Below are 14,428 nucleotides of genomic sequence, written 5' to 3'. Positions count from 1 at the left end.
TAATACTAATCTCCCAGTTTTTCTCCGATGGGAGCCTCTTTTTGCGCCGGATCTTTCAGGACCGATAGCTTAGGGGGCTGCAGCGCTAATACCCGCTCTCCACTGCCGGGGGCATTTTTCATATCTGCGGTGAAGGGCCGCACTGGCAGGCCGTCGTCATTTTTGCCAGCTTCTCCTATGATAAACAGCGGTATCGCTTCTTTATTCACATCCTGATATTGCGCCCAGGTAAACTCTTCCGATAAGCGGGTCGCGCTTACTTTACCCCCTTTAGCCATCATACTGCTTAGCTTGGCATAATTGCCTTCATCTCCAAACAGTAGCTGACGCGACAGGAAGGTCGCACTGTCTTTGTTTGCTTTGGCGTGGTTTGTAGAGGACTTGAGGGAAAATACATTCTGTTCCCCCAACAGGTGAGAAAAATACTGTACACCGAGAGCGTTATGGTGGCGGTTGGGGGACAGTGCCATGACTGATTTTAAGCTGGTGAGTGGCAGGTAGCGTTCGGCATGCTCCGATTGCGGATTACCATAATAACAGGGCAGACCGTCCATACGTGCCATTTTGCAGTTTTCCCAAGCCGGATCAGACAGATAGACGTCGACACTTTGCTCCTTTAAGCCCTTGGCGATTGCCCGGGACACATGGTTGGCACCAATCAGCAGCAGGGTATTAGGCGCTGGCTGGCGAACCTTGAGCAGACGTGCCAAAGGGGTAGCCGTCAGGCTTTGCAGTATCACAGTGATGATGATCACCGTGAAGATCAGCGGCACCATCTTGTTGGCATCGGGATAGCCCGACTGCATCATGCTCAGTGCAAAAACAGAGCCCACCGCTGCGGCAACGATACCTCGAGGCGCTATCCAGGCTAGCAGCAACCGAGAGCGTAGCGGCAGATCACTGCCAAATGTTGATACTGCAATACTCAAAGGGCGGGCAACGAACAACACGATAGCCAGAAAGATGAACACATCACTGTCGAGTAGCATCAAATCTTCCAGTTGTAATCGAGCGGCCAGAAGAATAAATAAGCTGGAGATCAATATCATCGACAAGTCTTCTTTGAATTCCAGCACCGAATCGATTTCCAGGTCATCCTGATTGGCCAACCAGATACCAAAAATGGTGACAGCCAGCAGCCCGGATTCGTGGCTCAGGTGGTTCGCCAGGGTAAAGCTGAACAGCACCAGCGCAAGAATACCAAACTTGTGCAGCTCGTACGGTAGCCATTCGCGGCGAATGATGGTGGTGGTCAGCCAGCCTGCGACGATCCCCACAGAGGTGCCCACGCCCAGGGTTGAAAACAGCGCCAACATGGTATGGCTGAACACGGCGGCCTCTCCCACCTGGTTGACCGCTTCAAACACCAGAACAGCAAACAACGCGCCGATGGGGTCGATGACAATACCTTCCCAGCGCAGGATCCGATCAATGTCTTTTTCCGGTCGCATGGCGTTGAGCATTGGGGCAATCACGGTCGGGCCTGTGACCACCAGTACTGCGCCCAGTACCGCAGCCACCCGCCAGTCAAGCTCCAACAGCCAGATAGCACTGGCAGTGAGGATAGCAAAGGTCGTTAGCATACCTATGGAGCACAGGTTTCGCACCACCTTGCCGATGCCTTTTAATTCATGAAAATGCAGTGTGAGCGCACCTTCAAATAAAATAATGGCAACAGACAAAGAAACAACAGGAAAGAGTAAATCACCAAGCAGCTGGTCTGGTTGTAATTGTCCTGAGACTGGACCCAGCAACAAGCCGGTGAGGAGTAAAAATAAAATAGCCGGAACCCGACAGACCCAGGCAAGCCATTGGGCTAAAACAGAAAATAACGCAATCCCGGCAATATAAATAGCTGACATAGCTGCTCCCGCAAGTTGGGGTAAATATAATTATAGTGTTTGCTTGGTTATAGCACAGACAAACAACAAATAAAGTGTTTACATTGCTTTAAGTACGATGATCTGAGCATGTCTGACGGTAAAGCAGAATAGTCAGTCAGATCATTTTTATCGTGTAATATTATGAAAAATATAGACTATTAATTTTGTTTATGACGGTTATAAATGAAAGTCACGTGACAGGGTTGAAATGTAAGGTAGATCCGCGTTAAGGTGTATAGCGTTTATTCGAGCGGGCTTTGCGCCCATCATCAATCTACTCATGTGCGCAATTATTCATTGCGATCAGACCTTTTTTGCCGCACCAAACCATGGTGAGCCTGCAGAAAACGGTCCGACCAGCAGAGCAAGTCTCTCAGGTCACAATCAATCTTTCTTAGTTTTCGCAGCCACAGTTGCTTGTTAGTACTGAATCATTCAGTGCGTGCATGTCAGGGGTCTGTCTGTTTGCCGTTTCGAAATGTATGCTGTATCCGTGTAAGTGGGTATTTCGAAGCCGTTGTTATCTTATCTTTTATGTGGTCGCGTATGCTGACAAAGAAGCGTTGTAGTATCAACCAGAATACTGCGCGCATGAGGGTATTAAGGTATAACGGAAAAAACATGTCAATCGAAACATCTCAACGCATCGTAATCAAAATCGGCAGTGCGTTAATCGCACCAGAGCAGGACGGTTGCCGCTCTCGTTACCTGCTTAACATTGCCCAGTTTATTGTGCAGTGTCGCGCCAAAGGCAAAGAGGTGCTGCTGGTGTCGTCAGGTGCTGTGGCAGCCGGGTCGCACTTGTTCAAGAACAAAGACAAGAGTTCGGTGGCGGTGAAAAAAGCCATGGCGGCAGCAGGGCAGACAGAAATGATCTCGACCTGGGAGCGCTTTTTTGACTTTCCGTCGGCCCAGTTATTGCTCACACACGGCGATTTACGTGACCGTGATCGCTACAACAGTATTCGTGAAACATTGTTCACTTTACTGGAGCAAGGGATCCTGCCTATTATCAACGAGAACGATGCAGTGACAACAGACGATCTCAAGGTTGGTGATAATGACAATCTGTCAGCCATGGTGGCAGCGGCGGCGGATGCCGATTGCCTGATCATCTGCTCTGACGTGAACGGCCTGTACGATAAAGATCCTAATAAAAACCCGGATGCCAGATTGCTGGACACGGTGGGTGAGCTGACCCCGGAAATTTATGCCATGACCGGCGGCCCTACCAGCAGTGTGGGTACTGGTGGTATGAGAACTAAGCTACAGGCGGCGGAAAAGGCCACATCCCATGGTATTGTGACCTATATCGTGAATGGTTTTAACGAAGATACCTTCTCTGAGCTACTCAATGGCGCAAATCCTGGTACGCGTTTCCTGCCTTATGATACGCCGATGCAGGAAGCCGTGCACTGGATGACGCACACCGCGTCGGAGCAGGGGGAGCTGATCGTCGAAGCAAACGAGTTTGATGAGCTGAGCTGTGATGACATCGTAGCAGTCAATGGTGACTTCTCGGCGGGGGAAACCGTGCTGGTGAGAAACGAAGACGGTCAGAGGCTGGCTAAGGCAAACAGTAATTACAGTAGCTGTTTGCTTAACTTCATTGCCCAGCAGGACAAAGATATAGTCACTGAGAAAGTTCAGGACAGCATAGGCCCGGTCATCTCACAAAATGATATTGCAGTATTTGAGGAGAGAAATTCATGAGTTTAATTACAGAAATTGCACACAATGCTGCACAGGCGGCAAAAACCCTGGCGCTGCTATCGACCACACAAAAAGATGCGGTATTACGCGGTATGGCGGGCGCACTCAGAGCCAGCATGGATGAAATCATTCATGCCAATCAACAGGACCTCGAAGCCGCGCGTGAAAACCAATTACCCGCTGCCATGATTGACCGTTTAACACTCACACCTGAGCGCATAGAAGATATGGCACAGGGTATAGAAACCATCATCGAATTACCCGACCCGGTTGGCACTGTTCGGGAGCTAGGCACCCGACCCAACGGCATTGAGATCAGAAAAATGCGCGTTCCTTTGGGGGTGGTGTGCATGATTTATGAGGCCCGCCCGAATGTGACGGCGGACGCCGGTGCTTTGTGTTTTAAGTCGGGTAATGGCGTGATCCTGCGCGGTGGCAAAGAAGCCCTGCAAAGCTCACTGGCCATCGCCAAAGTTCTGCACGGCGTACTGGAAACCCACAGTTTGCCGACGGCGCTGATCAGCGTGATCCCCGACCCGGATCGCAGCCTGATGATGGAGCTGATGCAGCAAAAAGACTACATCGACCTGATCATTCCACGCGGTGGTGAAGGTCTGATCCAGTTCGTCACACAAAACAGCACAGTACCGGTGATCCAGCACTTTAAAGGGGTGTGTCACCTGTATGTGGATAAAGACGCCGATCTCGACAAGGCACTGCAACTGCTGCTCAACGGTAAAACTCAGCGCACTGGGGTCTGTAATGCACTCGAAGGTTTGATAGTGCATCAGGATATTGCCGGGCAGTTTTTGCCGCAGGCCGCACAAGCCCTGCAGCAGCGTGGCGTTAAGATCAATGCTGATCAGGCAAGTGCCGGTTACTTCGACGGTGCCACCGTATTGGCAGACGATGAGTTTGGTGAAGAGTATCTTAGTCTGGAGATTGCAGTCAAACAAGTGGCTGATTTCAGCGGCGCCATTGCGCACATTGATCGCTTTGGCAGTCACCACACTGAAGTGATCTGTACTCAGGATCCGCAAACGGCAGAACTGTTCCAGCGCAGCGTCGATGCATCGGTTGTTATGGTGAATGCCTCGTCACGCTTCAGTGATGGTGGTCAGCTGGGCTTAGGCGCTGAGATTGGCATTGCAACGACCAAGCTGCATGCTTATGGTCCGATGGGACTGGAGTCGCTGACAACAGAAAAATATCTGGTCAATGGTGAAGGTCAGATAAGAGATTAGTAAGTTACTGGGTACAAGGATGTGTCCTGAAAGTAGCCTGACAGACTGCCTGTTTGTGTGGGTTTTGAGTTTGGGATTAATGAGCAAGGAGATGCGGAAAGTGGTGGAGCTAAGCAGGATCGAACTGCTGACCTCCTGCGTGCAAGGCAGGCGCTCTCCCAGCTGAGCTATAGCCCCACTTCCGGTGTCGATTTGACGGTGAGAATTTAAATCATTTTTCTACCCAGCGTCAAGTCTTCGACTCAAAAAACTTGCCAAGATGCCGCTTTGCTTTGTTACACTGGGCAAAAAACACAGAGAAATTTATGATACGTGTGAGTCTACTGTTCGGCGCCGCCCTACTGCTCAGTGCTTGTAGTAGTAAGCCAGAGGCACCACTTCTGGAAGTTGAAAGCCAGCAATTACATCAACGTGTGAACGCTAAAGGACAAGATGAGTTTGCTTTTGTCGTCACGGTGAAAGCCACCCCACAAATGAATTTGGATACCAGCAAACCGGTTTCCCGACGAGAGTTAAAACGCTTTGCGCAGCAGCAAAGGGTAGAGGACTCGCCGGAGCTTAAGCTCAAACTGGAAGACGAAGCGGTTACCAGGCTCAGGCAGGCGTTGGAGGATGCCAGTTACTGTCAGTCTGGTTACAAGATAGAGCAGGTGTTCTGGCGTAATCGGAGTGTCCAGCTGCGCGGGGTGTGTCAGTGAGCGTATTGACTGTCGATGCGCTGGCTGCACTCATGGACAGACTAAACATATCCTATCAGGCATACCAGCATCCTCCTTTGGCAACTTGTCAGGATGCTGATCGGCTCGAGCTGGCCCGTGAAGGCACGCGTCTGAAAAACCTATTTTTGCGAGATAACTACGGTCGGCAACACATTCTATTGATCACTACTGCAAGTAAGCAACTTGATCTGAAGGCATTATCCAAACAGCAAGGCCTGTCTCGCCTGGGGTTTGCCTCAGACAGTCGACTACAACACTATCTGGGCATAAAGCCAGGATGTGTATCCGCGCTGGCGACGGCCAATGACCCCCAGCAGCATGTCCAGCTGTGGCTGGATGAGGATCTACGTGAGGCTGCTTTATGGCAATGCCATCCTTTCGAAAATGATAAAACCTGGGTATTGTCCTTGGCAGACCTTGAGCTAGTGTGGCAGCACACAGGCCATCAGCCGCAGTGGCTGGCCTTACCTGAACGACAAACCTGAACCACAGAGCAGCTATAGAGGAAGACTGGCTCTGCTGGACCGCGTATAATGGTGATTACGCCATATCAACACTAACCCGGCGATACACATTATCAATAGAGACAGCAAAAAATAAGGCAGTCCCCAGCGCTGATAGATGAGGCCAGGTAGGTAGGAACCCAGCGCTCCGCCGCAGTAATAAAATGAAACATAGGCGCCATTGGTCACAGTGGATTCGGCTCGGCTAAGCTGATTAGCAAGGGGAGCGGCACTGGCATGGATCATAAACATGCAGGCACAAAACAGGGTGAATAACACCAGAAACAGCCAGAAGCTATGCCACAACATGCCCGCAATCGTCAGGCAATACACCGCAAATAAGCCACTGAGGATCTGCCACATGCTGGCTCGTAGCTTACTCAGCAATGGTGTAGACAAAGACAGGCAAGCACCAACCAGGTAACCTGTGTAGACCCAGCCGATCAGACGAGGATCGCTAATCTGGTAGTCGTTACTGAGGATAAAGGGCAAATAGTTGAGTAGCGCGGCAAAACAAAAAAACATACAAAACACCGCCCCATAGAGACCTAACAAATCAGCCTGTTTGAGTGGTTTGAGATATGCTAAAGGGTGATTGGCCGGACTGTTGACGATCTGAGCTCGTTGGGGCTTTATCCACAAAGCCAGTATTATCAGGACAACGGCATTGAGCAGGTAAAAGCTCTGCCAGTCGAACCACACCGCAAAGTTGGCAGCTAATGTGCGGCCAAGGTAACCTCCGGCAATGGTGCTGCCAATATACCAGCTCATTGACCGCTTCAGTTGGTTATGCTGGTAAGTTCGGCCCAGATAACCGGTCATTGCGGTGAGGGCGGCCGGAAGTAACAGACCCTGCATAAAGCGTATTGCCATCATCCATTGAAAATCCCCACTGAACGCAAAACCGATGCAACATAGTGCCAGCATCAGCATGCTCCCTTTGATGATCCGCAATGGATTACGCTTCGTAAATAATAATCCGTAGCAAATAGGCGCAACAGCCAGTGGCAGCATGGTCAGCGACATAAGCATGCCAGCTTTCGCCGGCGCGACCTGATAAGACTCTGCAAATAAAGACAACAAGGGTTGAGGGGCGTACAGCACACAAAAAATGGCAACAGAGCACAGCAGCAAGTGCGGCAGAGACATAATCTATCCATAATGAGCAAATCGCGCTCAAATTATGCCTGTCGAACCACACAATTGCGAAGTAAATCACAGAAAACTTGCGTTAAATCATATTTTTTAGTGCCGACTCTGCTAGATTTTTGAGGTGCAAAATTTTTCTTCCGGAATGTTCACCAGCAGTGGTCAAATTCGTCCACTGCGTTAAAATAGCGTCAGTCTAGTTTTATGGAGTGGCATTATGGGATCTCTACAAGATCAACTTTTGAAAGCGGGCCTGACCACCGAGCACAAAGCCAAAGTTGCGAAGAGCGAAAAACGCAAAGCGCAAAAGAAAAAGAAGAAAAAAGGCGCGACCAGCGACGTCAGCGATCTGCAAAAACACATTGAACAAACTAAACAGGCTCAGCAGCAAAAAGCGGAAGAGCTGAACAAGGCAAAGCAGGCTGAGCTCAAAGAGCGTGAGCAGGTTGCCAGGGTGAAACAAATTCTGGAACACCATAATCAGGATGAGATCCGAGGCAATGTGACCTTTAACTTTACTTATGAAAGTAAAATTAAAGAGCTGGATGTGAACGCACAAACCCAGCAGGCATTAGCGAAAGGCAGACTGGCGATATGCGTGCTGGAAGGTCAGTTTTATGTCTTACAGGATGAGCCGGCACGTAAGATTGCTGAAGTAGATGAAAAGTACATTGTCTTTCATGTTGAAGATGATCAGAAAGATAAAGACGAAGATGATCCGTATGCAGACTTCGAAGTCCCGGATGATCTGATCTGGTAGGCATAGCAGCCGTACCTGTAAGCTCACCGTCATGAGAGTATGGATAACAGTGCGGCATAGACTACACTTGAATTGATCCGTTATATAAGAAGAGAAAAGATATGAGCAAGATGAAACAACTGATGTTGGCCAGCACGTTGGCCGTTGCTGCCCTATCTGCTGGTACTGCTAGTGCAGCTGATGGTAAAGCGCTATATACTGCAAAAATGTGCCAGACATGTCATGGCGCAGAAGGTAAAGCACCTATCATGCCTCTGTATCCTAAATTGGCTGGGCAAAATAAAGAATACCTGTTGGCACAGATGAAAGACATTAAATCGGGTGCGCGCAGCAATGGTATGTCTGCGGCAATGAAAGCCATGACAGCAAACGTATCTGACGCAGAGCTGGAAGCCATTGCCGATTACCTGTCAAAAGTTCAGTAATATTGACAGTGAATAAAAAAACCACCGCTTGTCGGTGGTTTTTTGATCCACATCGACTATTCTGCTTTCTCCCGGATTGAGTTATTGCATCCCGGAGATGAGTGTTTTAGACTTCTATACATCCAAAATAAATTGGGCTTTATAACAAAAGGAAGGGCCATGTTTGAATTGCCGAAACTCAACGTAAAAGACAAAGTCAGTGAGCAAGAGTGGCGACTGCGTGTTGATCTGGCAGCGTGTTACCGCTTGGTGGAACACTTTCGCTGGGGCGATCTGATCTACACTCATATGTCTGCACGCCTGCCTGGTACTGAGCATTATCTGGTTAATGCCTTCGGACTGAGTTTTGATGAGGTCACCGCCTCTAATCTGGTGAAAGTTGACCTGCAAGGCAATATTCTGGACGACACCCCCTTTGAAATAAATCCGGCCGGCTTTACCATCCACAGTGCAATCCATGAAGTACGTGAAGATGCCCATTGTGTGATCCATCTGCATACCAAAGAAACCATCGCAGTTGCGAGCCTGGAAGGAGGTCTGCTGCCGCTGAGCCAACACAGCATGTTTTCATTGCCATCACTGTCTTATCACGAATACGAAGGTCTGGCGGTGAACGAAGCAGAAAAAGCCCGATTACAAAATGACCTTGGCACCACCAATCATATGCTGCTGGTAAATCATGGTGGTTTAACTGTGGGACCCACAGTCGGTGATGCTTTTATGCGTTTTTATGATCTGCAACGTGCCTGTGAGATCCAGGTCGCCATTCTGGCAACTGGTCGCCCAGCAAAAGAAGTGCCGCAGCCCATTCAGGACAATATTTATAATCAGGCAAAGGTGGTGCACAGTGGTAGCACCGGTGGCCAATTAGCCTGGCCTGCCATGTTGAGAAAGGCATACCGCCTGGATCCTGGCTTTGCCGAATAGGAGTCAAAATGAAAGTTAATCGCGTCGAAGTGTTTGATATTCACTGTCCGGACAGACCTGCCTGGACCCCGGTATTTGTTCGTATTCATACCGATGAGGGAATTTCCGGGGTGGGCGAAGCGGGCCTGGCCTATGATCTGGGCCACAGCGCAGCGGCTGCCATGATCAAAGAAATGGCGGAAGCCTTTTTAATCGGTCACGATCCGTTCCAGACTGAAATGCTGTGGGCCCGCATGCTGCGTGAGAGTTTCTGGGGACTCGGTGGCGGACCTGTGGTGTATGCTGCAATGAGCGCCATTGATACAGCACTGTGGGACATTAAAGGTAAAGCCTTAAACCTGCCAGTGTATCAACTGCTGGGTGGTAAAGTGAACGACGAGCTGCGTACCTATGCATCGCAGCTTCAGTTTGACTGGGACAATGAATTTAAGGCACTGGTGCAGCCACACGAATATGCTGAGGCAGCTCACAAAGCGCTGGCTGAAGGCTATGACGCGGTTAAAGTTGACCCTATCATGTACGACAAAGACGGTAATACCTACTACGACCGCACCAAGCTGATCTCCCGCGCCGAGATGAAATTATACCGGGCGCGTATGCAGGCTATTCGTGAAGCCGTGGGCGATGAAGTTGATATTATTTTTGAATGCCACAGTTTACCGGGCGCGACCTCTGCGATTCAAATTGCTGAGATTGCAGAAGAGTTTGACTGTATGTATTACGAAGAGCCGGTTAATTATCTCAACCATTCTTTGCACGCCAAAGTGGCTAACAAAACAGCGGTACCCATCGCCGGCGGTGAGCGTTTGTATAATCGCTGGGATGTGCGTCCTTATTTTGAAGATCAAAGTATTGATGTTCTGCAGCCGGATATTGGTCTGTGTGGTGGTTTTACTGAGACGAAAAAAGTCTGTGATTACGCCGACATTTTCGATATCCGTATTCAGGCGCATGTCTGTGGTGGCCCGGTTGCGACAGCGGCTTCTTTGCACCTTGAAACGGCCATTCCTAATTTCCTGATCCATGAGCATCATACTTATGCGATCAAAAAGTGGAACCGGGAACTGTGTCTTCAGGATCCACAGCCAGAAAAAGGCGTGTTCAAGGTCTCTGAAGCACCCGGTATTGGCATTGAGTTGAATGATGAAGTGGTAATGCGCTCAGCCCGAGTTGAAATCAAGTAACTCACATTTAGCGTCAGACATAAAAAAACCCAAACAGTTGTTTGGGTTTTTTATACCAATGTGCTTACTTAAGTAGTGACTCAGTCAGCACTGGACGAATTTCTTTTACAATAGCCTGACACAGCTTAGGTGCGCCACAAACGATATTACCGCTGTTGTTGTAGTTGGTACCGCCAGCGAAATCCATCAGCATACCGCCCGCTTCTTTGATCAGTAGTTCACCTGCCGCTGTGTCCCACGGCTTAAGACCAATTTCATAGAAACCATCGATACGACCAGCAGCAACATAGGCCATATCCAGCGCCGCTGAACCGGCACGACGGATATCCGTGGTCTGGATAAATAGCGCTTTAAAGGCCTCAGTGTAAGCGTCCAGGTGGTGCTTTTGCTTGAATGGGAAGCCAGTGGCCAATACAGAACCCGCTAGTTCGTTACTCTTAGTAACGCGAATACGTTTGCTGTTTAACTGTGCGCCCTGACCGCGCGAGGCTGTAAATAGTTCATCGCGGATTGGATCGTATACAACGGCCTGTTCAACGCGGCCTTTAACTTTCAGCGCGATAGAAATAGCGAAGTGAGGAATGCCCTTGATGAAGTTAGTTGTGCCATCAAGCGGGTCAATAACCCAAAGGTAATCGGCTTGCTTGCCATCGGTATGGCCAAGCTCTTCACCGACAATTGCGTGCTCCGGGTAGGCTTTCAAAATTGTGTCACGGATAACCAGTTCCGCGTCTTTGTCTACGTTTGTAACGAAATCGTTTGCGCCTTTTTGTGAGGTCTCAACCTGAGACATGTTTTCACAAGCACGTAGAATCACCTTACCCGCGTTACGCGCAGCGCGTACCGCAATGTTTAACATTGGATGCATAGCATTACCTTTGAATTGTAAAAGAACTAAAATTTTTGAGCCGGCGTATTCTAGCGATTTTTCCTGCAAAGTAAATAACCCTGCACTAAAAAGAGTGTGCTTTTTTTAATCAATACGAGTAAGTGACTCAAATTCAGGCAGTTCTATTGAGTCGCTCTTGTTGAATGATTTTACGCTTTACCAGCCTTTCTGCTACCGACTTGCGGTTGGCCCTGATTTTACTATCTGGCGAATTCGCGTTTGTGCTAAACTCCGCCATTATTTTTTCCTGAGGCATAAGACATGGCATTAGAAGACATTCGCATTGTATTGGTTAATACCTCCCATTCAGGCAATATCGGCTCGGTTGCACGCGCGATGAAAACCATGGGGTTATCGAAACTCTATCTGGTCGATCCAGCGTGTGAGGTAGATAGTCATGCCAGCGCATTGGCGGCCGGAGCAACAGATGTACTGGGTAATGCGGTTCAAGTAGAGAAACTCGAAGACGCTATTGCAGACTGTGCCCTGACCATAGGGACCAGTGCACGTTCTCGTACGCTGTCGTGGCCTATGGTTGGTCCGCGTGAATGCGCACAAAAACTCGTTGATGGTGCAGAGAAAACGCCAGTTGCTTTGGTATTTGGTCGCGAAAACAGTGGCTTAACTAATGAAGAACTACAGCTGTGCAATTACCACGTTTGCATCCCGGCTAATCCGGAGTATAGCTCTTTGAATCTGGCCATGGCAGTGCAGACACTGGCTTATGAAACCCGCATGACCTACCTTGACCGTCAGGAGCAACCTGTTGAGCAGGACGATGTTCAGTACCCGACATCTGAGCAAATGGAGCTGTTCTACGAGCACCTCGAGTCGACCCTGAACGACACAGGCTTTATCATTAAACAGCATCCAGGCATGGTGATGACCAAGCTAAAACGCTTGTTTAACCGCGCGCGTCCGGAAGATCAGGAATTAAACATCCTGCGTGGGATTTTAAGCTCAATAAATAAATCAATAAAATAAAAGAGTTAGCGTTTTGGTATGAGATATGCCAAAGCGCTGCAATAATCTCTTGCGCAAATACTTGACTAAATTACTCAGGTAATTACAATGTCCGTAATACCTGAGGAAATTAGTCAGGTATTACGATAAGCGCAGATTGAATACGTCAGGTAAGTACCTACCTACGTGTTATCCGCATGGTACAGGGCGATTCGTTGTTGGTTAATACTTGACTATCTTAGTCAGGTAATTACAATTTGCGCCTTGATAACTTTTCTGGGGGCACGCATGAAACTGACTTCAAAAGGCAGATATGCAGTGACAGCGATGCTGGACGTCGCACTACACGCAAATATTGGGCCCGTGCCTCTTGCGGATATTTCCGAACGTCAGGAAATTTCCCTGTCATACCTGGAGCAATTATTTGCCCGCCTGCGCAAACATGGCTTAGTCAGCTCTGTACGCGGACCGGGTGGCGGCTACTTGCTGGGCCGCGACGCGCATACTATCTCGGTTGGTGATGTGATCGCTGCGGTGGATGAATCCGTAGATGCAACCCGATGTCACGGTGAAGGTGGCGGCTGCCAGAGCGGCATGCGCTGTCTGACACATACACTGTGGTCGGACTTAAGTATGCGTATTGAAGAGTTTTTAAACAGTATTTCCCTCGCCGAGTTAGTCGCCAATTCTGATGTGCAGTCTGTTGCCACACGTCAGGACAATGGGGTTAACAGTGCAATGAAGCAATTAGAGAATATTCAAGTGAGTTGCCAGCTGTAAACTGGCGTCTAGCGGAGAAAGAAATGAAATTACCGATATATTTAGATTATGCAGCGACCACTCCGGTTGATCAGCGTGTTGCAGACGAAATGATGCAGTGCCTGACAATGGATGGTAATTTTGGTAATCCAGCCTCACGTTCACACCGTTTCGGGTGGCAGGCAGAAGAGCTGATTGACCAGGCGCGTAACGATATCGCTGATTTAATCAACGCCGATCCGCGCGAAATTGTCTTCACCTCTGGCGCAACGGAGTCAAACAACCTGGCGATTAAAGGTGCTGCTAACTTCTATCAGAAGAAGGGCAAGCACGTGATCACGGTTAAGACCGAGCACAAAGCCGTACTGGACACCTGTCGTGAACTGGAGCGTCAGGGTTTCGACGTCACTTATATGGAAGTGGAAGAAAACGGCCTGCTGGATCTGAAAAAGCTAGAAGCTGCTATCCGCGAAGACACCATTCTAATCAGCGTCATGCATGTTAACAACGAGCTGGGTGTGATTCAGGATATCGCGACCATCGGTGAGATGTGTCGTGAGCGCAAAATCATGTTCCACGTCGATGCCGCGCAAAGTGCCGGTAAAGTACAGATCGACCTGCAACAGCTGAAAGTAGACTTTATGTCTTTCTCTGGCCACAAAGTATATGGCCCTAAAGGCATTGGCGCATTGTATGTCCGTCGTAAGCCGCGTGCACGTCTTGAAGCGCAAATGCACGGTGGTGGCCATGAACGTGGTATGCGTTCAGGTACACTGGCAACCCACCAAATCGTGGGCATGGGTGCTGCTTTCCGTGTTGCCAAAGAAGATTTCGAAAAAGATCATGCCCACATCAGCACGCTGCGTAAGCGTTTGCTGGACGGCGTGATGGATATGGAAGAAGTGTATTTCAACGGTGCGATTGAGCAGTCAGTACCGGGCATTGTTAACCTGAGCTTCAACTTTGTTGAAGGTGAGTCGCTGCTGATGGCAGTGAAAGACATTGCCGTATCATCTGGCTCTGCATGTACCTCTGCGAGCCTTGAGCCATCTTACGTACTACGCGCACTGGGCCGCAACGATGAGTTGGCACACAGCTCAATCCGCTTCAGCATCGGTCGTTTTACCACTGAAGAAGAAATCGATTATACCGTTAAGCTCATCAAAGACTCGATTGGTCGTCTGCGCGAGATGTCACCGCTTTGGGAAATGTTCAAAGATGGCGTGGACTTAGATGCAGTTGAATGGGCACACCATTAAGCAAATCCGTGTATAGCAAGTTAATACTATAGGCAGGTAGTGAGGAAAGAA

General features: G+C 49.1%; 14 protein-coding genes and 1 tRNA gene. 11 read left to right on the top strand and 4 right to left on the bottom strand.

Annotated features, from left to right (window positions below; genetic code table 11):
- Positions 1–5: 5 nt before the first annotated feature.
- Complete coding sequence (locus CWB99_RS09155) at positions 6–1,862, bottom strand: cation:proton antiporter (RefSeq protein ID WP_138551077.1); 1,857 nt, start codon at positions 1,860–1,862, stop codon at positions 6–8.
- Between the two features lie 642 nt (positions 1,863–2,504).
- Here CWB99_RS09155 and proB point away from each other — a divergent pair.
- Both proB and CWB99_RS09145 read left to right on the top strand, forming a co-directional pair.
- On the top strand, positions 2,505–3,596 hold the full coding sequence (proB, locus tag CWB99_RS09150) for a glutamate 5-kinase (RefSeq protein WP_138551078.1): 1,092 nt from the start codon (positions 2,505–2,507) through the stop codon (positions 3,594–3,596).
- Positions 3,593–4,840 carry a glutamate-5-semialdehyde dehydrogenase gene (locus CWB99_RS09145; protein ID WP_138551079.1) on the top strand — a complete coding sequence of 416 codons (1,248 nt, stop codon included), beginning with the start codon at positions 3,593–3,595 and terminating at the stop codon, positions 4,838–4,840. The genes proB and CWB99_RS09145 overlap by 4 nt, the downstream gene beginning before the upstream one ends.
- A gap of 101 nt (positions 4,841–4,941) precedes the next feature.
- On the opposite strand, the gene CWB99_RS09140 is transcribed toward CWB99_RS09145, so the two are convergent.
- Positions 4,942–5,017: transfer RNA gene (locus tag CWB99_RS09140), tRNA-Ala, on the bottom strand.
- A 128-nt stretch (positions 5,018–5,145) separates the two neighbouring features.
- Between CWB99_RS09140 and CWB99_RS09135 the strand changes: the two genes are divergently transcribed.
- Positions 5,146–5,538 carry a hypothetical protein gene (locus CWB99_RS09135; protein ID WP_138551080.1) on the top strand — a complete coding sequence of 131 codons (393 nt, stop codon included), beginning with the start codon at positions 5,146–5,148 and terminating at the stop codon, positions 5,536–5,538.
- Positions 5,539–5,570: 32 nt separating this feature from the next.
- Positions 5,571–6,044: a prolyl-tRNA synthetase associated domain-containing protein gene (locus CWB99_RS09130; protein WP_138551147.1), complete on the top strand. Its 474-nt coding sequence runs from the start codon at positions 5,571–5,573 to the stop codon at positions 6,042–6,044.
- 12 nt (positions 6,045–6,056) lie between these two features.
- Here the strand turns inward: CWB99_RS09130 and CWB99_RS09125 are convergent, their stop codons facing one another.
- Positions 6,057–7,211 (bottom strand): MFS transporter, encoded by a 1,155-nt coding sequence (locus tag CWB99_RS09125; RefSeq protein WP_138551081.1) that lies wholly within the window; start codon positions 7,209–7,211, stop codon positions 6,057–6,059.
- A gap of 217 nt (positions 7,212–7,428) precedes the next feature.
- Here CWB99_RS09125 and CWB99_RS09120 point away from each other — a divergent pair, with 217 nt between their 5' ends.
- The 4 genes from CWB99_RS09120 (at position 7,429) to CWB99_RS09105 (ending at position 10,507) form a co-directional block, all read left to right on the top strand.
- The gene (locus CWB99_RS09120; RefSeq protein WP_046003663.1) at positions 7,429–7,971 is read left to right on the top strand and encodes a DUF2058 domain-containing protein; all 543 of its coding nucleotides are present in this window, start codon (positions 7,429–7,431) and stop codon (positions 7,969–7,971) included.
- A 101-nt stretch (positions 7,972–8,072) separates the two neighbouring features.
- Positions 8,073–8,396, top strand: coding sequence for a c-type cytochrome (locus tag CWB99_RS09115; RefSeq protein ID WP_138551082.1), 324 nt, complete (start codon positions 8,073–8,075; stop codon positions 8,394–8,396).
- A 159-nt stretch (positions 8,397–8,555) separates the two neighbouring features.
- The gene (locus CWB99_RS09110) at positions 8,556–9,323 is read left to right on the top strand and encodes a class II aldolase/adducin family protein (RefSeq protein ID WP_138551083.1); all 768 of its coding nucleotides are present in this window, start codon (positions 8,556–8,558) and stop codon (positions 9,321–9,323) included.
- Between the two features lie 8 nt (positions 9,324–9,331).
- Complete coding sequence (locus tag CWB99_RS09105) at positions 9,332–10,507, top strand: mandelate racemase/muconate lactonizing enzyme family protein (RefSeq protein ID WP_138544716.1); 1,176 nt, start codon at positions 9,332–9,334, stop codon at positions 10,505–10,507.
- 64 nt (positions 10,508–10,571) lie between these two features.
- On the opposite strand, the gene suhB is transcribed toward CWB99_RS09105, so the two are convergent.
- Positions 10,572–11,375, bottom strand: a complete 804-nt coding sequence (gene suhB, locus CWB99_RS09100; protein WP_138551084.1) for an inositol-1-monophosphatase — start codon at positions 11,373–11,375, stop codon at positions 10,572–10,574.
- Positions 11,376–11,657: 282 nt separating this feature from the next.
- Between suhB and trmJ the strand changes: the two genes are divergently transcribed.
- The 3 genes from trmJ to CWB99_RS09085 all read left to right on the top strand — a co-directional run bounded on the left by trmJ (position 11,658) and on the right by CWB99_RS09085 (position 14,377).
- The gene (gene trmJ, locus CWB99_RS09095) at positions 11,658–12,380 is read left to right on the top strand and encodes a tRNA (cytosine(32)/uridine(32)-2'-O)-methyltransferase TrmJ (protein WP_138544718.1); all 723 of its coding nucleotides are present in this window, start codon (positions 11,658–11,660) and stop codon (positions 12,378–12,380) included.
- 267 nt (positions 12,381–12,647) lie between these two features.
- Positions 12,648–13,139, top strand: coding sequence for a Fe-S cluster assembly transcriptional regulator IscR (iscR, locus tag CWB99_RS09090; RefSeq protein WP_010384014.1), 492 nt, complete (start codon positions 12,648–12,650; stop codon positions 13,137–13,139).
- Between the two features lie 23 nt (positions 13,140–13,162).
- Positions 13,163–14,377, top strand: a complete 1,215-nt coding sequence (locus CWB99_RS09085; RefSeq protein WP_138551085.1) for an IscS subfamily cysteine desulfurase — start codon at positions 13,163–13,165, stop codon at positions 14,375–14,377.
- The last annotated feature ends 51 nt before the right edge of the window (positions 14,378–14,428 follow it).

The sequence above is a fragment of the Pseudoalteromonas rubra genome, assembly GCF_005887095.1.
GTDB classification, from domain to species: domain Bacteria; phylum Pseudomonadota; class Gammaproteobacteria; order Enterobacterales; family Alteromonadaceae; genus Pseudoalteromonas; species Pseudoalteromonas rubra_E.
The sequence above is the reverse complement of the archived record's forward strand: the minus strand, read 5'-3'. Positions and strand labels throughout refer to the sequence as shown.